General features: G+C 69.7%; 12 protein-coding genes. 6 read left to right on the top strand and 6 right to left on the bottom strand.

Features of this window, described 5'->3' with window-relative positions; translation table 11 throughout:
* Window position 1 precedes the first annotated feature (1 nt).
* A complete protein-coding gene (locus tag ACFV6X_RS31440; RefSeq protein WP_385389378.1) occupies window positions 2-421 on the bottom strand; it encodes a hypothetical protein in 420 nt (139 codons plus the stop codon).
* 537 nt (window positions 422-958) lie between these two features.
* Here ACFV6X_RS31440 and ACFV6X_RS31435 point away from each other — a divergent pair.
* The 3 genes from ACFV6X_RS31435 to ACFV6X_RS31425 all read left to right on the top strand — a co-directional run bounded on the left by ACFV6X_RS31435 (window position 959) and on the right by ACFV6X_RS31425 (window position 4,518).
* Complete coding sequence (locus tag ACFV6X_RS31435; RefSeq protein ID WP_385389375.1) at window positions 959-1,474, top strand: hypothetical protein; 516 nt, start codon at window positions 959-961, stop codon at window positions 1,472-1,474.
* Between the two features lie 106 nt (window positions 1,475-1,580).
* Complete coding sequence (locus ACFV6X_RS31430; RefSeq protein WP_385389372.1) at window positions 1,581-3,914, top strand: hypothetical protein; 2,334 nt, start codon at window positions 1,581-1,583, stop codon at window positions 3,912-3,914.
* A 64-nt stretch (window positions 3,915-3,978) separates the two neighbouring features.
* Window positions 3,979-4,518: a hypothetical protein gene (locus tag ACFV6X_RS31425; RefSeq protein ID WP_385389369.1), complete on the top strand. Its 540-nt coding sequence runs from the start codon at window positions 3,979-3,981 to the stop codon at window positions 4,516-4,518.
* 690 nt (window positions 4,519-5,208) lie between these two features.
* On the opposite strand, the gene ACFV6X_RS31420 is transcribed toward ACFV6X_RS31425, so the two are convergent.
* The 3 genes from ACFV6X_RS31420 to eccB are packed head-to-tail and all read right to left on the bottom strand — an operon-like array spanning window position 5,209 to window position 8,258.
* Window positions 5,209-5,415 carry a hypothetical protein gene (locus ACFV6X_RS31420; protein WP_385389367.1) on the bottom strand — a complete coding sequence of 69 codons (207 nt, stop codon included), beginning with the start codon at window positions 5,413-5,415 and terminating at the stop codon, window positions 5,209-5,211.
* Window positions 5,416-5,445: 30 nt separating this feature from the next.
* Window positions 5,446-6,711 carry a type VII secretion-associated serine protease mycosin gene (gene mycP / locus ACFV6X_RS31415; RefSeq protein ID WP_385389365.1) on the bottom strand — a complete coding sequence of 422 codons (1,266 nt, stop codon included), beginning with the start codon at window positions 6,709-6,711 and terminating at the stop codon, window positions 5,446-5,448.
* A gap of 20 nt (window positions 6,712-6,731) precedes the next feature.
* The gene (gene eccB, locus ACFV6X_RS31410) at window positions 6,732-8,258 is read right to left on the bottom strand and encodes a type VII secretion protein EccB (protein ID WP_385389362.1); all 1,527 of its coding nucleotides are present in this window, start codon (window positions 8,256-8,258) and stop codon (window positions 6,732-6,734) included.
* A 205-nt stretch (window positions 8,259-8,463) separates the two neighbouring features.
* On the opposite strand from eccB, the gene eccE reads away from it, so the two are divergent.
* The 3 genes from eccE (at window position 8,464) to ACFV6X_RS31395 (ending at window position 14,011) form a co-directional block, all read left to right on the top strand.
* Window positions 8,464-9,792 (top strand): type VII secretion protein EccE, encoded by a 1,329-nt coding sequence (gene eccE / locus ACFV6X_RS31405; RefSeq protein ID WP_385389360.1) that lies wholly within the window; start codon window positions 8,464-8,466, stop codon window positions 9,790-9,792.
* A gap of 8 nt (window positions 9,793-9,800) precedes the next feature.
* Window positions 9,801-10,571: a hypothetical protein gene (locus ACFV6X_RS31400; protein ID WP_385389358.1), complete on the top strand. Its 771-nt coding sequence runs from the start codon at window positions 9,801-9,803 to the stop codon at window positions 10,569-10,571.
* A 269-nt stretch (window positions 10,572-10,840) separates the two neighbouring features.
* Window positions 10,841-14,011, top strand: a complete 3,171-nt coding sequence (locus tag ACFV6X_RS31395) for an SCO5717 family growth-regulating ATPase (RefSeq protein WP_385389356.1) — start codon at window positions 10,841-10,843, stop codon at window positions 14,009-14,011.
* A 99-nt stretch (window positions 14,012-14,110) separates the two neighbouring features.
* On the opposite strand, the gene ACFV6X_RS31390 is transcribed toward ACFV6X_RS31395, so the two are convergent.
* Window positions 14,111-15,070, bottom strand: coding sequence for a bifunctional riboflavin kinase/FAD synthetase (locus ACFV6X_RS31390; protein ID WP_385389353.1), 960 nt, complete (start codon window positions 15,068-15,070; stop codon window positions 14,111-14,113).
* Between the two features lie 123 nt (window positions 15,071-15,193).
* Entirely contained in the window at window positions 15,194-19,141 is a 3,948-nt protein-coding gene (locus ACFV6X_RS31385) for a serine protease (RefSeq protein ID WP_385389351.1), read from the bottom strand.
* Window positions 19,142-19,251 lie beyond the last annotated feature (110 nt).

Here is a 19,251-nt window from a genome sequence, read left to right as displayed (position 1 = left end):
GTCAGCCCCCCATCCCGGACTTGCCCTTGCCGGAGTACTGGCCGCTCTTCTCGCCCTGGATCTGATCGATCTCCCACTGGATCGCCCAGAACCGTCGACGCTGCTCCTCTTCAAGCTTGTCGAAGCCGATGGACGCGCCCTTGACCGCGATACCGATCGCCTCGATCTGCAGGTGCAGCGTCTTGGACAAGGTGGTGAGGTGCTCGTGGACGTTGTTGTACTGGGTGTACAGACTGTGCGCTTCAGGAAAGACGTCGGCCCGCCCATTGCTCAGGGAGGTTGCGCGAATCGTTTGAGCGCCCACCCTCGAGGGGTTGCCGGCCGACTCCTCAAGCGTCCGGAGCACCGCGTCCACTCGCGACACGAAATCACCGAGCGCCTCACCGCTGGCCTCAAGGTCCGCCGCTCTGGCCGCCGACACGCCCCCCACCATGTCCGCTGGAAGCAAGACGCTCCTCCCCGTTTCCCCGTGACATCCATCGGCCTCGATGAGATCAGGACCGATCACTCGCTCGCAGTACGATTGCAAAGCGAGCCGCGCCAGACAACGCGTTTACCACCTTAGTCAACCGGTACAACTGGTCCAACCGGCACGCGTCATGACTCAGCCACAACACCGGTACCTGGGCGACCGTTTGACCTATTTGCCACTTCGCTGAGGCACGATCCGCCTGTCGCTCCACCATTTTCGCGATCTTCGCAGAACCCCTACGCACGCCTTGTCACCACATCGAAACGGGCCAGATCGCCAGGGCGCCTGCGCGCAGCTGCGACGAACGGCCAGCCCCGTAACGCCTCGCCTTCACACCTGCGCGTCGGACGAACCGCGCACAACAGTCCTACCGCCGTGCCATCACCGATCAGGTTGCTAAGTTGGCCACAACTACAGCATCGGAACCAGGGCATCCACCTGACACGAGTTCCGGCAGCCGAGCAGCACGGGGGAAGGGGACCACCCATGGCATGGGACGAGTGGGAGCAGCTCAAGTCTCAGGCTGCCGAGCGGCAGTCCACACAGATGCAGTTGAACCAACTCGACCCCGGTGACGGGTCGCCGGGGACGGCCGGAGGCCCGACCAAGTTCGGCGACCTGAAGGTCGCGAACGCTTCGTTGACCAAGATCAGCAAGTCTGCGCACACCCTCTACAACGAGCTGTGGGACAAGGCCCGCGTCGCCGTCCCCACCAGCGACTCCGCGGCCAGTGACCTGTCGAAGCAGGGCTTCGCGCTCGGGGCCGGGCTCCAGCATGTGGCGAACCGGTGGGAAGAGCAGCTCAAGTCCCTGATGGACGCATGCGCGCAGATCACAAACCATCTACAGCTCACCAGGAAGATCCATGCCGGCGACGACAACTACATCGTCCGCCAGATGAGCAGCATCGACACCCTGGACGCCGGCTTCGACGAGCGCGTGGGGCAGCCTGGCGAGAGGAACCCGATCTACGGGGAGAAGAAGGAAAAGAAGGGAGAGTAGCGGCGGACGGGACGGACGGCAACGATTCTCGTCACCTCTTCCGGACCGATACGACCTCACTGATTCACTCAGCCGCTGCTCGACACCTCTGGGGGGATAGAGACCGATGGACCTCGACACTCTGCGCAACGCCAACTTCAAGCTGCTCGACGATGCCGTCAAGGACTGGTCGACCTTGGTCACGCACCTCGTGACATTGAAGAAGGACGCTGAGGACGAACTGCACCAAGCCGCGAACAAGGCGGACTGGGCCGGTGTGAACTCTCGGGTGACGAAGGAGTTCATCGGCAAGACAGCCGGCGAGTTCAGCGATGCGCACACCCAGGCCACGACCATCCACAGGATTCTGGACGACACACGGAGCGAACTGAAGAAGTATCACCAGGAGCTCGTGGACGCCATCGAGGGCGGCCGGAAGAACAATTTGACAGTCATCGGCTACGAGGGTGGATTCACCGTCACCACGAATGTGCCGCCGGAGGGCCGGGCGCAGCAGGACAAGGACAACCAGGCCGAGATCACCACGCTCCGCGACCAACTCCAGAGGATCCTGGACAAGGCGACCGAGAGCGACAACTCGGTGAAGACGGTTCTGCAGGCCCTCGCCGACCAGAGCAAGCTCGGCTTCTCGGACGCCTCGTACAAGGACCGGGACGGCGCCGCCGAGGCCATCAAGCAGGCCGACGCCATGGCGAAACTGGCACGGAAGGACTCCAAGGACCTCACGCCCGAGGAGTTCGACCGACTCCTCAAGGGCCTCAACACGTTCGGCAACGACGACCTGTTCGCCGAACGGTTCGCCACGACAGTGGGCCCCCAGAAGACGCTGGAATTCTGGACCGGGGTCAACGACCCGCACCGGGGCAACTACGAGCTGGGGCAGAAGCGCCTCGACCAGTTCGACGACCTGCAGCGCAGCCTAGGGACAACGCTCGCCAACGCCACGCAGAGCGACTCGGTCGCGATGACCGAGTGGAAGCGCACGATGGTGGACATCGGCGACAAGCCGCTCTACGGCAACAACGGCGGCGGACCCATGGCCTTCCAGGTGATGAGCAACCTGATGCGCACCGGGGACTACGACGACCAATTCCTGAAGGACTACGGCAACAAGCTCATGGCCACCGAACGCAAGCTCACCGGCAACGGCGAGCACGCCAATTTGGCGTGGCAGCACGGGAGCATCGACCCGCGACTGAACCGCATCGGCGAGGACAGCGGTTCCGACCCGCTCACCGGCTATCTGAAGGGGCTGTCCAACAGCCCCGACGCCGCAACGGACTTCTTCAACGAGGAGTTCATCTCCAGGAGCGACCCGGACAACCCCTTCGAGCGGGACAGGGACGGCGACGGCAAGAAGGGTGATGTCACGCTGTCCAACTTCCAGTATCTTTTCGAAGAGCGGCAGTGGCCGACCGAGACGAATCTCCAAGGCGACGATCTCCATACGGGCAAGAACAATCTCGCCCTGGCGCTGGAGGCGGCCACGACAGGTCACCCGGCGGGCGAGCGGCCCAACGCAGACACGCCGGCGCACAACGCGGGCCAGACGAGACTCTTCGAAAGCCTCGTGAACTCCATCTCGGAGAACAACGAGCGTCTCACGAAGGACAGCTACATGTCGGACAGCATCGGCCAGATCGCTTCCGAGTACCTGCCCGACATCAACCGAGCCTCGACGGACGTGGACCCGCACCCGGACCAGGGAGACGTAGCCGCGCAGCAGGCTTGGGACCGTGTGCAAAACCTCTACCCCGTCGCTGGTTCTTCCGCCGAGCTGAACCACCGCGATGTCTCGCGCTTCCTGTTCGCGGTCGGGCAGAACCCCGAGGGCTACACAGCCGTGGAGGTCGGCCAGAAGGCGTACATGTCTGATCTCATGGACTATCACCTCAATCCGGACCTGCCCGACAGCCACCGTCCCGATCATGACGAGGAGCTCACGGTCCGCGCCATCGCCCGCCACTCGGGCGAGGTGTCCGGCGTCCTCGCCATGGGACGCAACGAGGCGGTCGCGTCCGGAGCTGTCTCCACGGACCAGGACTATGCCCACGCTACGGCGCAGTGGAAGAACGTCGTGTCGGGAACCGTCGGCATCGGTGTCGGCGTCGGTACCTCCTTCATCGCCTCACCGGTGGTGGGAGCGGGAGTCGGCGGCGCGGCCGGAACCGTGACAAGTGTCGTGTTGGAGCAGTTGTTCAAGGACGCCGAGGGCAGCGCCAAGGGCGACGCCGGTCCCAAGATGGGCGAGAACTGGGAGAACGGTCAGGACAGCAACATGAAGTACACACGGCGGGCGGCTTCGGAAGCCGCGCGGGCACACAACCATCCCCACGCAGGTGACGTCGCCACGTGGGCCGAGGACGAGTCCTCCAAGGGCTACCTGAACGCCGGTGGCTATATGGAACGTGTCGCGCCGGAGCTCCTCACGGAAATCTGATCCTCGACTGGCCAGTGACGGCGCATCTCTCCCTCACTGGCCGTCCTGTCGCCACCAATCGAAGGTGAGGCTTTTCCTCTTGTTCGCTCGACGAATCGCAGAAGTGTCGCTACTGGTTGCGGCGGCGTCCGGCACGCTAGTCGGCTGTTCGGGCTCCGACGAGGCCAAGGAGTACGACGTCCCGCACGCGCTGTGCGGCATTTCGGCCGACCCCGATGTGGTCTCCGACCTCCTGCCGACCGGCAGGACGATTAAGGTCCAGGAGAAGAACCCGGTTCCCAGCAGGAGCAACTGCCAGGTGAACGTCGACGGCAAAGCAGCGCTCATCGTCAGCCAGGAGTGGTGGGAAGAGGGCGACAGCATTGCGGATGTCGCCCGATCGGTCCCTCAGCTGGAATCGGCGAAGCTGACGGACGACGACTTCATCCAGTCGGGCACCGGAGCAGTTATGAACGCGTCCTCCTGCACCAGCGCGGATCACCCCGAGCACACCCTCTTCACGGTCCTGGAGGTCCATGCGGACGGGGTGGACAACGCCGATGCCACCAAAGAGCTGATCACCGCCTACACGAAAGCTGTGGAGCGCTCGGACACATGCCGCTGACGGGAGAACCCGCGAACATCGGTAGTTTCTGGCACCTGTCCCGACTTGTGGCTGCACCGTGCGCTTCCCTCCTGCTCCTGAACCGGCTGTGTTGGCAGCACTACGCACAAGTCCGACGTCCTTGACGCCCAGAATGCCGACTCACCCCTGCTTGACGCCAGGGCCGTCCCTGGATGGAAGGTCAATCGAGCCTGTCGCCTACCCCCAGAAGAAGGCGAAGGAATTGGGGGGTGCTCAAAGGTCCAGATCACCGGTATCTCGGCTTTTCGCGGCGACGGCAAACCCAAGGTCGACTTCACACTGCTGACATACAGGGACTCCGCTGTTGCTCAGTCGAGCTACGACGCGGTATGGAAGGCATGGAGTAGCCGGAGTGTAAGGCCTCACTAGCTGCATCTAGGAGACATAGGAAACCCAAACGATGCCGTGACCGGTTTGAGTACCTCCCTCCAAGAGGAAGCGAAGTCTCTGATCATTCAAGTGGGAGTCGGAAGCGTGATTATGCTGACTACAGGCGGAGCCGGGGCCGAAGTCGAATAGGAGAAGAAACTCAAGGAGTGTGCCGTCCTCTTCGCGAAACGCGCCGAGCAAACACAGCGTGATGAGACTCCGTCGTCTACGCTAAACGATGTCATATGACCGATCACCTCGTTCGTCGCTCATTCGGAACCGCCGCTGCGCCCACTCACGTCACTCCGAAAGGACCATGACTTGGACGTTCGCGTAGACGACTGCCGCGGCAAGAACGAGAAGCAGGATGCGCGCGGCGACGAAGGCTGAGTCCGGAACCTCCGGTGCCGAAGGATTCAGGCTCTCCCGCCAAGCGCGCACCCGATCCGACTTGATGCACGCCACGATCACAAGCAGAGCTGCGAGTATAAAACCGAAAGCTGTCACGGTCAGCCACACCTCACCATCAAATAGTCCCTATCGCCCGGCCGTCCTGCCCCGCCGACACCGCGCATCCCGTATCGCCACCGCCGTCCCCCCGAGGCCCGCCACCAAGACCAGCCCTCCGATGACCACGAACGTGCCCAGGCGAATGTTGCGTTCCTCCGATGTTTCGCCGAAGTGGACGGGGGCGATCGAGGGGGCCATCCCGCCTGTGAGGTTCTTCTCGGGCCGGGGAGACTCGATCGGGTTGGCCGGGTCCACGTCCGTCAGGGCCTTGACCGGGTCGATCACGCCCCAGCCGACCCGAAGGTCGTGGCCGGGGATCGAGCGTTCCGCGGTCTGCTCGATCTGGGCGACGATCTGCTGTGCCGTCCACTTGGGGTACTTGGCCTTGAGCAGCGCGGCCACGCCTGCGACATAGGGGGCGGAGAAGCTGGTGCCGTTGTCGGAGCAGTGGCCGTTGCCGGGGACCGTGGAGACCATGTCGACGCCGGGGGCGGCGACGCCCACGAAGTCGCCGGACTGGGAGAAGGGGGCCCGTTCGTTGTTGCGGTCCGAGGAGGCAACGGCGAGGACACCTTCGTACCCCGCCGGGTAAGTGATCTTGACGTTGCCGCCGAGGCCGTCGTTGCCGGCCGACGCGACGACGATGACCTTCCGGGAGAGGGCATACTTCACCGCCTCCTCCAGGCTCTCGTCGGGCTTGACCGCCTTGGCCGTGTCCTGGGAGATGTTGATGACCTCCGCGCCGACGTCAACCGCGTGGTGGATGGACCTCGCCAGGCTGTCCGCCGTTCCGTTGCCCTCCGCGTCGTTCTGCTTGATCGGGATGATCATGGCCTCGGGGGCCAGGCCTACGAAGCCGGTTCCCTTGGCGGGGCGCGCGGCGATGATGCCGGCCACGCGGGTGCCGTGGCCGACGGTGTCGGTCGTACCGCTGGCGTTGCCGCGTTCGATCTCCTCGCCCTTGCTGTTCCTCGGGGGGAGAAGGTTCTTGCCCTTGGACGCGTCGACGGCTGTGGTGAGCTGCGGATTCTTGACGTCCACGCCCGTGTCGATCACGGCAACCTCAACACCCTCGCCCTTCGACTGCGCCCACAGTTCGTCCAGGTTGACGCGTTGCAGCGCCCAGGGCCGACCCTCGTACTGCTTGGACGCGAAAGTGCACTGGCCGCTGCCGTCCGCCCATGCCTCGGGGGCCGGGAGGGCGAGTTGCGTAGTCGCTGTGAGGGCGGTCGTCGCGAGCAGTGTCGCCACCACCGCGCGGCCCTTCGGCCTCATCTCGCGTGCTTTCAGCATGAGTTCCATCAAAGCATCCGCTACGAACCCTGCGGCTGCCGCGCCGCAGCCTCCGACAGGCGAGGACCCGTGGGCAGGAACGTCGACCATGCCTTGGGGACGGGCGTCGGGTCGACCTTCTCGTAGCCGAGCCGAGTCTGGGCGATCTTCGCCTCGTTCAGCTCCTGCTTGCGCTGTTGGGCGGAGGTGCCGATGCCCTTGTCGTCGGTGGCGCTGTCGCTGTTGGACTGCAGGGCGTAGCGCAGTCCGGTGTCGGTGACCAGGAAAACGCTGCCGGCTTTGGTCTCCTGGCCTTGGAACTGGCGGTAGAGCTGTCCGGAGCCGGGGGTGACGTACGCGCTGGTGGAGCCGGTGGGAAGCTGCGCGGGGTAGTCGGTGCCCGCCCAGGTGGACAGGGTTGTCGCGCCGGTCTTGGCGTCCACCGAGCGCAGGACATTGCAGACGGTGTTGTGGCCTGTGGTGGCGCTGGAGCCGTTGTTGACCGTCTTCGGCCGGTACGTCGGCCACTTCCTGTCGCCGAGGAAAGTTGTGCTGTCGGCCACCGCGCCAGGGCTGACCTGCTGCGCCTCTCCGGTCTGGCCGACGGCGACGAGGGCACGACTGTTGAGCAGCAGCGTGGCGGTGAACTCGGTGATCCGGGCGACCTCGCCGGGGAGGACGACGTAGTACTGCATGCGCGAGCCTTCGTACGCTTTGATGACCATTCCGACCTTGTCGTGCTGACCGAGGAGGTCGGACGCGCCGGCGTCGTCGCCGGGCGTGCCGTTGATCGACGGAACCTCCAGCGAGTCGCCCTTGTGCAGGGTGTCGAGCCAGTCCTGAGAGACGCGCTGCGGGGCACGGCCCTGGGTGTCGAGGGCCTTGAGGAGTTCCTTGTCGGTGGGGTCGGCGAGCGGGTAGGCGTAGCCCTTGGAGTCGACGACGTACTGCGTCTTGCCGTCCGGGCCGACGACGTACATCAGGTCGCCGCCGGACAGCTTGTCACTGCCGTCGGTCTTCGACCACTCTTTCTCGGCGAGGACGAACGCCGCCTTCTGAATGGCCCGGCCGCCGTCGCCGGGGCGCTCGCAGACCGCCCACCTCTTGGTGGTCTCCGCCTCGTCGGCGGAGGGCAGCCGGTCGGGGGCGTACGGAATGCCGATGGTGGCGCCGTGCGGGTACTTGCCGCTGTCGAGGACCTTCTCGTCGACGGTGACGATGCTGTTCTTGCTGGGGTCCAGCAGCAGCTTCGCGGAGGCCATGTTGAGGACCGGGTGCAGTTGCTCCTTGCCCTCCGTCTTCAGGACGACGTAGCGGGTCGTCGAGTCACTGGCGACGATGACGTGTTCGCCCGGGTTGTCCCACCCCTTCGGCGCAGTGGGGCTGAAGAGGCCTATGGCGCCGAACACCGCGAGGATCACCACGCCGACGACGACACCGGGCCAGACCGCGCTCAACGGTTTCGGCGCGCCCTCCTCCGAGCCCGACGGCGAGGGCCGAAGGAATGACGCCAGCGTTCGGCGCTTCGCGAAGGTGTAGGCGTTGAGTTCATCGCGGCGTGATGCCATCTGTGTCCGCTCTCTCCCCGTTGCGGAGCCCTGGGGACGGTGGTTGATCCGTCGCCCGCCTTGGTTGCCTTTGGTGCCTCGGTAGTCAGAAGCGGCCCCTACTATGCCTGTTGCGTGACCGTGCGTGTGTCATGGGTAGGCCGCCCAGCACTCACAGGAGCGTGTGGACATGGGATTTGGGTAGAGATTCGGGGGTTTCGGAGTGATGGCTTCCGCGCCGCGGACCCGGTCACGATCGCAATCGAGGTCAGGGTCAGACAGCGCTGATCCGGGCGGTTCCCGCGGCACCGGTACCGCAACAGGCGCTGTCACGCCACACTTGAGGTCACGTTCGGGGCGCGCAGGCTCGTTCGCCGTGCAGCGGCTGGTACTGATCGAACTGGCGGCGTCGCTTGTCGCGTGTGGCTGGGTGATCGGGACCTCTGCGCTGGTGCTGGCCGCCATCGTCGCCGCGATATTTGTCGTGTTCGCGCTGGTACGGCGCCGAGGGCGCTCGTTGCCCGAGTGGCTGGCCGGCGTCCAGGCCCTGCGCTCCCGCAACCGTAGGGCTGCCAACAGTCCGGTGCCGCCGGGCATCGACTCCGGGCTGGCCCCCGCCTTCGAGTGCGACCCGAGCCTGCGCACCTACAGCTACAGCCGCAGCAACAACCGCGACCAACGGCCCGTCGGCATGATCGGAGATGGCGGCTTCCTCACCGCGGTACTCCAGGTGGAGGCGGACTTCGGGGTGCTGCGCGCCGAGCGCAGCCGCCGACCGCTACCCCTCGCCCTGGTGCGCGACGCACTGGATGTCGACGGTATCCGCCTGGAGTCCGCACAGATCGTGCTGCACACCCAACCCGCGCCCGCGCCGCACCTGCCCCAGCAGTCGGTCGTCGTGACCAACTACACACAGCTTCAGGCGCAGATCGCTTCTCCCGCCGTCCGTGTCATGTGGATCGCGCTGAAGCTGGACCCCGAACTGTGCCCGGAGGCTGTGGCGGCCCGCGGCGGCGACCTCGTCGGGGCGCAGAAGTGCCTGGTGCGGTCGGCGGAACACCTGGCGAGCCGGCTGACGGGTGCCGGGTTCCAGGTGAACGTACTCACCGAGGATGAAGTAACCGCCGCTATCGCCACCTCTGCCTGCGCCAACCCGATGGTGACCGCGCAGGCCGGCCAGAGCGAGGCGCCCCGGCGGCGCACCGAGGAGACCAGCCGCAGCTGGCGTTGCGACAACCGCAGGCACACCACGTACTGGGTGCGCCGCTGGCCCTCGCTCGGCGGATCCGGTACCGGTCTCCCGCAACTGGTGGCGCAGTTGACCTCGGTGCCCGCACTGGCGACGACGCTGAGCCTGACGCTGAGCGGGGGCAGCCAGCAGGACGTCTCCCTCACCGGGCATGTCCGGATCACCGGCCGCAGCAGCACCCAACTGGCTGCCTCGCGCCAGGAGTTGGAACGAGTGGCCCGGCGGACGGGGACCGGACTCGCCCGTCTCGACCACGAACAACTCCCCGGAACCCTCGCCACCTTGCCACTCGGAGGTGCCCGCTGATGGCCGCGATGACGACACCGACTTCGACATCGGCCGCGTCGCCCCTCACGCGCTCCGAGCGCGGCGGCCTCGCGGAGCGGCTGCGCATCGGCTTCGGACTGCTCGGTCCCCGGCACCCGCGGCACAGTCTGCCGGTCGATCAGTTCGACGCGCTGTCGCTTCCCATCGGAGACGACGGCGTGGTCGTCGGCGTCACCACCGAGGGCCAGCCCGCCGTCCTCGGGGTGAACCGTCCGACGCCGTACGACGTGCTGCTGATCGGTGGTCTGTGGACGGCCCAAGTGCTCGCGCTTCGCGCCGCAGCGACGGGCGCGCGGGTCGCCGTCGAGACCGGCCGTGCCCAGCACTGGGCACAGGTGGTGCACGCCGTGGGCGGCGGCCAGTCCGGGATGACCCTGCACGACGTGGGCCGGGTTCCTCCGCTCGGCGCATCGGCGGGCAGCCCGGTCCTGGTGATCCGGGACTGCGGCATGCGGCCGCCGCGCGGACGCGTGGTGTCGGCGCCCTGGCAGTCGGTGCTCACGCTGCTGCCCTATCTCAGCCCGGTGGCGCCCCGGTTGATGCGCCAGGCACGCCTGATCGGAGTGCAACGCGTGTCGCCCGACGAGGCGGCCGAGGTCGGTCGGGTGATCGGCCTGCCCCGCGCCGAGTACGAGCCGCTGCCCACCCTCGGCGACGGTCTCACCCTGTGGTGCACTGACGGCGATCGCCAGTACGTGGTCACACAGCCCACGGACGCCGAGATCGGTCTGCTGGGTGTGGCCCGCCGGATGGACTGAGAGGGCAGGGACAAACGACGGATTCGTGCCCGACGTGACTGTTGATTCGACAGCGACCACCTGGCTTTGCGCCGGGCGTGCCTCGGGGACAGACGCGCCTGCCGTGTCCGCCCCTTTCTTGATTAGGCTGGGGCGGGGCACGTAGCGAGTACCCGGCACAGGGGGATGCGCGTTCCGGGGGTTACCCGGGGGGACAGCCCAGTGAATCGAACGACAGCAATGGTCGCCCCAGCACGCTACGAGGGTGCTCGACCACACCAGGAGGAATTGTGAGCAGCGATCGGGACGGGATCCGCGGGGGCTGGGCAACGCCCGGCGATGACCAGCCCGACGCGGAGGCCTCCATCGAGATGACGGGCGAGTTCACCATCGACTACGCGCCGCCTGCCTGGTACACGCAGAACGCGTCCGGGGATTCCAGGGATTCGGGGAACTCCGAGGACTCGGGGTCCGCTTCGTCGCCGTCCGCGGCTTCTGGGGTGTCCGGGGGCGGTACGGCCGCGCCGGTTCCCTCGGCTCCCGCTCCCGGGCCGGTCCCGCCTTCCACTCCTTCGTCACCGCCGCCTCCGGCGTTCGGGCCCGGGCCTCATCCGCCGGCCCATCCCGCTCCGGCCGCCGCGCCCTTCACGCCGCCCGCGCCCGTGCCTATGCCTGGCGTGCCGTTCACACCTCCTCCGTCTGCTCCTGAACCGGGAATTCCGTTCCCGCCGCCGGTTGCGCCGCCGGCCGGTGAGCACGGGGGTGTGCCCAAGTTGCCTGAGGGGAGCGGGTTCGAGCCTCAGGCGCCGGTCGCGCCTGTCCCTGAGGCCGCTCCGGCTCCTCCCGTTCCCCAGGTTCCCCCTGTTCCGCAGGCTTCCGAAGAGGCCGAGCCCGGGAACGGGGACCTGGAGAGCGGCGCCACCATGCGGTTCTCCGCCGCCTCTCTGCAGCGGGAGATCGCCGACCTCGCTGCCGCGGCCCAAGCGGCCGATGCGGCCGAAACTGACAACAAGGCCACGGCTGAGGCCGAGGCTGAGGCTGGTGAGCCGTCCGAAGGTGACGCTTCGGGTGGGTCGGACGAGACCGGCGTCACCGAGGGCGCCGACGACCACGACACTCCCGACGTCGACGCCGATGCCGATGCCGACGCTGAGGCGAGTACCGACGAGCCCGACGTCACTCCCACCGACGCCGAGTCGAGCGAGCCTCCCGGCCCCGCCGAGGCGGACACCACCGACGACGCTCCCGAGGACAGCGCCGCCGACGTGCCCTCGGCCTGGACTCCCCCGCCCACCCCGCACAACGGCGTGCCACCGTTGCCGCCGTCGTACCAGCCCGCGGCCCCTGCCCCCGCCGCCCAGTGGCCGGCGCAGCCCCAGGCCCAGCCGCAGCAGCCGCAGGCACAGCAGCCGGACCCGAGCGCGGCGAACCCGCAGCCGGAACCCACCGCTGCCCAGGGCCCGCCGCCCCTGCCTCCGCAGCAGCCGTCAGTCCCACCGCAGCCCCAGCCCCAGTCGGCGCTGCCCGCGTGGACCCCGCCGATCCAGACCCCGGCTCCCCACACCCCCAACATCCCGCACCAGGCCAACGCCGAGCCCAACGCCCAACAGGGCTACGGCTTCCCCAACCCGAGTGCTCCCAACGCCCAGCAGGGCTACGGCCTCCCCAACCCGAGTGCTCCCAACGCCCAGCAGGGTTACGGCTTCCCGCACCCGGGCGCCCCCAACGCCCAGGATGGTTACGGCTTCCCCCACCCCGGTGTCCCGAACGCCCAGGGCGGCTACGGGTTCCCCCAGCCCCCTGCGCAGCCGCAGGCCGCCCACCCAGGCGTCGCTCCGCAGCCCGCCGCCCCGAACGCCCAGCACGACCCCCGGACTCCGCAGCACGCGCAAAGCCCTCAGTTCCCGCAGGCGCCCCAGTTCCCCCAGCACGCGCAGTACCAACAACACCCCCAGCACCAGCAGCAGCACCCCCCACAGCCTCCGCAGGACCCGCAGGCCCCGCACGCCCCGCAGGGATACCCCCAGCCCTCGCACCAGCCGCCGGGCCAGAGCCAGGGTCAGGCCCCGCAGCCCCAAGCACCGCACCAGCCCCACCCCAACCCCAACCAGCCCCCCGCCCCACCCGCGGACCCCCGCCTCGGCACCGCCTGGCCGCAGCCCCTCCAGCACGACCAGCGTCAGCCCACCAACCCCGGTGCGGCGCCGCTCGGTTACACCGCGGCTGTCGAGCTCTCCTCCGACCGGCTGCTCAACAACAAGCGGCAGAAGGCGAAGAGCGGGCGTCCGACCGCCGCCGTCTCCCGGTTCAAGCTGGGCGCGAAGAAGGAGGAGGCCGAGCGTCAGCAGAAGCTGCAGCTGATCCGGACGCCGGTGCTGTCCTGCTACCGCATCGCCGTGATCAGCCTCAAGGGCGGCGTCGGCAAGACCACGACGACCACCGCCCTCGGCTCGACCCTCGCCATCGAGCGCCAGGACAAGATCCTCGCGATCGACGCGAACCCGGACGCCGGTACGCTCGGCCGCCGTGTCCGTCGCGAGACCGGGGCCACCATCCGTGACCTCGTCCAGGCGATCCCGTACCTCAACTCGTACATGGACATCCGGCGGTTCACCTCCCAGGCCCCTTCCGGCTTGGAGATCATCGCCAACGACGTCGACCCGGCCGTCTCGACGACCTTCAACGACGAGGACTACCGGCGCGCGATCGACGTGCTCGGCAAGCAGTACCCGGTCATCCTCACCGACTCGGGCACAGGTCTCCTCTACAGCGCCATGCGCGGTGTGCTCGACCTCGCCGACCAGCTCATCATCATCTCGACGCCGTCCGTGGACGGCGCGAGCAGCGCCAGTACGACGCTGGACTGGCTGTCCGCGCACGGTTACGCCGACCTGGTCTCACGCTCCATCACGGTCATCTCGGGTGTGCGCGAGACCGGCAAGATGATCAAGGTCGAGGACATCGTCTCCCACTTCGAGACGCGGTGCCGGGGCGTCATCGTCGTTCCGTTCGACGAGCACCTCTCCGCCGGCGCCGAGGTCGACCTCGACATGATGCGGCCCAAGGTGCGGGAGGCGTACTTCAACCTCGCGGCCATGGTCGCCGAGGACTTCGTGCGCCACCAGCAGATGCACGGCCTGTGGACCAGCGACGGCAACCCGCCCCCGGTCGCCGCCCCGCCGATGCCTGGCCACTCCTACCCGGCTCAGCCCATGCCCGGCCAACCAGTTCCGGGACAGCCGATGCCGGGCCAGCCCATGCCCGGCCAGTACGCCCCCGGCCAGCCCTACGCGCCGCAGCCGGGCCACCCCGGCCATCCGCCGCAGCCAGGCCACGCCGCCCCCCAGGCGCCGCACCCTCAGCAGCCGCCTCAGCACCACCCTCAGCACCCCCACCAGCAGCACCCCGGCTACGGCTACCCGCAGCCCGGTCAGCCCGAGGGGCCCCCGCCCCAGCAGTAGCGAACCGCCACGAACACGAAGGGCGGCCGGTGCCCACAGGCACCGGCCGCCCTTCAAGTCGTAACAGTGACGTCGTACGAGTACACGTCACACGTCCACCTACGACGAAGACCCCTGCGACGCCGCGATCAGCTCGCGGCACCGCTTCACGTCCTCCGCCATCTGCTCCAGCAGAGCCTCCAGCGTCTCGAACTTCGCCTGCCCGCGCACGAACGCCAGGAAGTCCACGGCGACATGCAGCCCGTAGAGATCCAGCCCCACGCGGTCGATGGCGTACGCCTCCACCGTGCGCTCGGTCCCGTCGAACTGCGGGTTGGTGCCCACGGAGATCGCGGCCGGCATGGCCTCGCCCGCCACCGTGAGCCACCCCGCGTACACCCCGTCGGCCGGGATCGCGGTGTGCGGCAGCGTCTCGACGTTGGCCGTGGGGAAGCCCAGCTCACGGCCGCGCTGAGCGCCTCGTACGACGACGCCCTCGACCCGGTGCGGGCGGCCCAGGATCTCCGCGGCACCGGCCACGTCCCCCGCGCCCACCAGCCGCCGCGTCAGCGTCGAGGAGAACGGCTCGCCGCCGCCCGCCTCGCCCGACACGAACAGGTCGACGACCTCGACCTCGAAGTCGTAGACCTTGCCCTGCTCGGCGAGGAACTCGACGTTTCCGGCGGCGCGGTGGCCGAAGCGGAAGTTCGGGCCCTCGACGACCGCCTTGGCGTGCAGCTTGTCGACCAGGACCTTGCCCACGAAGTCGGCGGGCGAGAGCTTCGAGAACTCGGCCGTGAAGGGGAGGATCAGCAGCGCGTCCACGCCCAGCTCGGCCATCAGCTCGGCACGGCGGTGGTGCGGGGCGAGCAGCGGCGGGTGGCTGCCGGGGCGGACGACCTCGCTGGGGTGCGGGTCGAAGGTGACGACGACGGCGGGAACGCCCAGCTCACGGGCGCGTTCCACGGCGTGCCGGATGATCAGCTGGTGCCCGCGGTGGACACCGTCGTAGGAGCCGATGGTGACGACGCTGCGTCCCCAGTCCTCGGGGATGTCCTCCAAGCCACGCCAGCGCTGCACTGTGACCGCTCCTCGAACCCGTGTCCGTCTATGCCTCTTACGCAGGTCTAAGGGTGCCATGCCCAGGAGGTTCGGCCCGCACCGGCATGGGGGCTGTGACCGGACGCACGTGTGCTCGCACGGTCATGCGGGAATCCGTACGCCGGCCAGACTCTCGATCATGCGGCGGGTGCTGGGGCCGACAACCGCTGCCCAGTCCTGCGGAGCGTCGTTCAGCCAGTGCGCCACGCGGGCCGCGAATCCCGGGATCTCGCGACCCAGATCGAGCAGCGTGCGGTCGAAACGAGTGGCTCCCGCCGGGGTGCGGACGAGGAGCATGCCCGTGCGATGGACCAGGGCGCGCAGTCGGTCACCGCCGTGCCGCGCGGCCGTCCGCAGCAGGGATTCCAGAACGGCCGCGGCGTGCTCATGGATGAGGAGGAAGTCGCACAGTTCGCGGCGCAGGGCGCGGGAGGCGGGGGCGCCGGGCGCTGCGAGAACGCCGGCGAGCGCCACCCTCAACTCCTCGGGCCCGCCGTCGAGCAGTCCGGTGACCAGCGAGAACAGCACGGTCCTGGCGTCACGACACCGGCCGCCGCACGTGCAGCCGGCCCCCGGACCCTCAGAAGACCCCTCGACGCCACCACAGCCGGCGTCGAGCCGCCCGTCGACATACGCGGCCACCGGCCCCGCCCACCCCACCCGCAGCGCCACCGCCTCCCGGACGACCTCGGCGACCCGCCGCGCCGGCACCGGGCCCCCCGCGCCGCCGGCCGCCAACAGCCCGCCACCGCCCGCGAACAGCGCCTCGGTGAGCCCGCACAGCACCTCCACCGCGTCCGCCCGCCGCAGCCGGGTCCGGAAGGCGTCCAGTACCGGCTCGGGATGGGTCGCCAGCGCGGTCGCCAGCGCACTCGCGGGCACCTGTGGATCACCGGCGGCGAAGTGCTCGGCGGCCCGGGGCAGGTACCGGGCCCGGGTGTGCGGATCGCGTGCGAGGAGGGCGAGCGCCCCGCCGTGCAGTGCGCCGCCGCCCGGGCGGGCGAGCAGGGCCAGGGCGGCGTGACGCAGCAGCTCGCGGTCGGCCTCGTCCCGGATGTGGGGCGCGGCGCGCAGCCCGTAGGTCACCGCAGCGGCACGGCGCGCCGGCCGCTCGTCGTGCGCCCACCGGTCGGCTGCCCGGCACATGGCGGCGGGCTCCTCCTCGGCGAGTACGCCGAGCAGCTCGTCGCCCCGCCGGTGCGCACTGTCGGCCAGCACCTCCGTGAGGTCGTCCAGCGCCCGGTGCCGATGCGTGTGCAGCAGCGCCTGCGCGGCCGTCGACACGGTCGCGTGCGGCGCCGCGGGGAGCGCCCGCTCGTCGTCGAACCAGCGGATGAGATGCTGCTGCACGGCGGCGGGGTCGGCGGCGAGCAGCTGCGCGACCGCGTCGAGGTACCGGCCCCCGCCGGCCGGGCCGGTGTCGGCGAGGAGCAGGCGGCGCAGCAGGTCCAGACGGTCGGCACCGCCCAGCGCCGGTTCCGCCCAGAAGGGCGGCCCGAACTCTGCCGGCACCGCCCGTCCCTGCCGCCGCCAGTCGACGATCGACTCGGCGAGCAGCCGCAGCACCCGCAGATACGGCGTGGCGTCCGGCACCCGGCACAGCGTCTCGCCGAGCAGCCGGGCAGCCCACCAGGAGTGCGGGGCCTCGTCCAGGGCGTAGAGCAGTTCCTCCAGGCGGACGGCGAGCCGATGCGTGCCATGCTGCCGGGCGAGCAGGAGCAGGGCCTGGACGACGGGGCCGATGCGATGGTGCGGGACGGGGTCCTGGTGCTCGAGGTCCGGGGCCTGGTGGTGGACCAGCGCGCGCAGGGCCTCGTCGAGGTCGAGGTGTGTGCCTTGGATCCAGTCGGCGAGTTCCTCGTGGGCGAAGCGGTAGCCCGTGCCGGCGGGGACGAGGAGGCCCTCGGCGAGGACGGCGGACGCCCAGCCGGTGCCGCCGCCGAGCCGGTCCGGGGCCCGGCCCCACGGGAAGACCTCCTCGAAGGCGTCACGGGCCAGCTTCCCCTGCCCGGGTCCGAGGCTGCGCCTGGCCGCCTCGTGCACCCGCCCTGCCGCCTTCGCCGCCAGCCGCCGTACGGCCGTCCCGCGCAGGCCGTTGTCTTCGGCGAGCCGTACGGCCACGCGCAGGCACATCAGGTCCAGGTGGGCGGCGAGGACGTCGTGCCGGTCCAGAGGTGCTGCCTGCCGGGCGTCCGGGACCGCGGCGAGGACCTCGGAGAGGAGGCGGAGGGTGAGCGGATGGCGGGCTTCGGGTGCCTCGAGGGCGCCCTCGGGGACTCCGTAGCGGGCGCGGGCTTGGCGGGCCTCGTTCTCGTCGAGGTCGTCCAGGGGGACGCAGGGCGGCAGGCCGACGGGTCCCGCGCCCGGGTGCAGGCACTCCTCGGGGATTTCCGCCCCCGCCCGTTCCCAGTACTCCGCCCGGCACGCCACGACCAGCCGCGCCCCGGTCTCCCGCAGCCACCGCACGGTTCCCTCGGACCAGGCGCTGAGCCGGTGGTCAAGGCCCGGCGGCATCTCCTCCGGACCGTCGAGCAGCAGAAGCAGGGGGCGGCCGGCGGCACGGGCGAGCGCGGCGAGGCGTTCGGGGCTGGTGTCCCCGAGAGGCGCTTCCCCGCCCGCACCGGGCAACGCCCCGCCCGCAACGCCCGCGAGCCGCTCCAACCCGACATCGCCTCCGGCCCGGGCCCCAGCCCCAGCCCCAGCCCCAGCCCCAGCCCCAGCCCCAGCCCCAGCCCCAGCCCCAGCAAGCATGGCCTCGCCATCAACCACCGCCACCGTGCCTCCGACCCAGCCCCCGGACCCGGCACCACCAGAAGGCGTACCCCGGTCTCCGGGCATGGCCCCACCAAGAGGCCCGCCCCCGGGCATGGCCCCACTACGAGGCCCTCCCCCAGCCCCGAGAACGGCACCGCCCCCGGACCCGACCACACCCCGCGCCGCCCGGCTCAGCGCCCGCCGCACCGCCTCCGCCACCGACTCGTCCCCGTCCCGCAGGTCGGCGCCCCGCAGCCACACCGTCGGCGCCGGTTCCGCACACCCGCGGCGCCGTGCGGCAAGCGCCGCGAGCTCCGTCGTACGACCGCTGCCGGGCGGCCCGACGAGCCCGAGGACGGTGGCCGGACCCTCGGCGAACGCGGCGAACTCCCTTACGACAGCGACCCGTTCGACAGCCTCGACGCTCGCCTCCCGAACACCACCACCCCACCCGCCCGCCTCGACGGCTCCCCGGACGGCACCTCGACCCGGCCCCCCAGCCGCTCCGCCCCACCCCACTGACACGCCCGGCGCCTCGCCCACGCCGCCCGACCCGACCGGCACACCCGGCACCCCCACCGCCCCGCGCCACCCCATCGACATCGCCGCCAGTTCAAGCACCCCGCCAAGATTGAGATCCGCCCCGTAGGCGGGCACCGTCGCCGCGTTGCGGGCGAGCACCCGGGCCAGCGGAGCGCTCTCGGCCGGCCGCAGCGGCACGGCGAACCCGCTGTCGCGGTGGCCGGTGTGCAGCGCGGTGCCGAGCACGGCGACCACGGCCCCGGTGGCGACGTCGACGACCGGCCCCCCGGCCGCCCCGCCGCCCAGCCGCAGGGCGTCCCGCCCGGCCGTGCCGATCGCCAGCTGCAGTACGTCGTCGAGCTGCTGGAAGCGGTCCGTGGCCGTGTACGTCACCCCCGTCACCGCTCCCAGCACCCGCGCCTCACGCCAGCAGCCCGCGGCGATCCGCACGTAGGTGCCGGTCGCGACGCGGTCCCGCACGGTGATCGGCAGCGGGCGCACACCCAGCTCCTCGGCATGCACGAGCGCCAGGTTCCGCTCCGGCAGCGAGGTGACCGCCTCGGCGGTGACGACACAGCTGCGGGCTCCGGCGCGCAGGACGAGCCGCCCCAGACCGTCGACGGCCTCGTGACTGGTGAGGACGGTGCCCTGGTGGTCGGCGACGAAGCCGGTGCCGCGCGGGCGCCCGGCGAGGTCGTGGATACGGACGAGAACGTCGTCGCGGAGGCCGGACGCGCCGTCCTGCGGTGCGATCCGCCGGTCCGGTGGCGCCATGGTCGAACCTCCCCGCCGTACCGCCGTACACATGTGCTCCGACATCGACGGTAAGGGCGGGATGATCAGGGAAAAAGCACGCCGGACGAACGCGCCCCCCTGCACTCCCC

The organism is Streptomyces sp. NPDC059861 (assembly GCF_042731435.1).
Classification (GTDB): domain Bacteria; phylum Actinomycetota; class Actinomycetes; order Streptomycetales; family Streptomycetaceae; genus Streptomyces.
The sequence above is the reverse complement of the archived record's forward strand: the minus strand, read 5'-3'. Positions and strand labels throughout refer to the sequence as shown.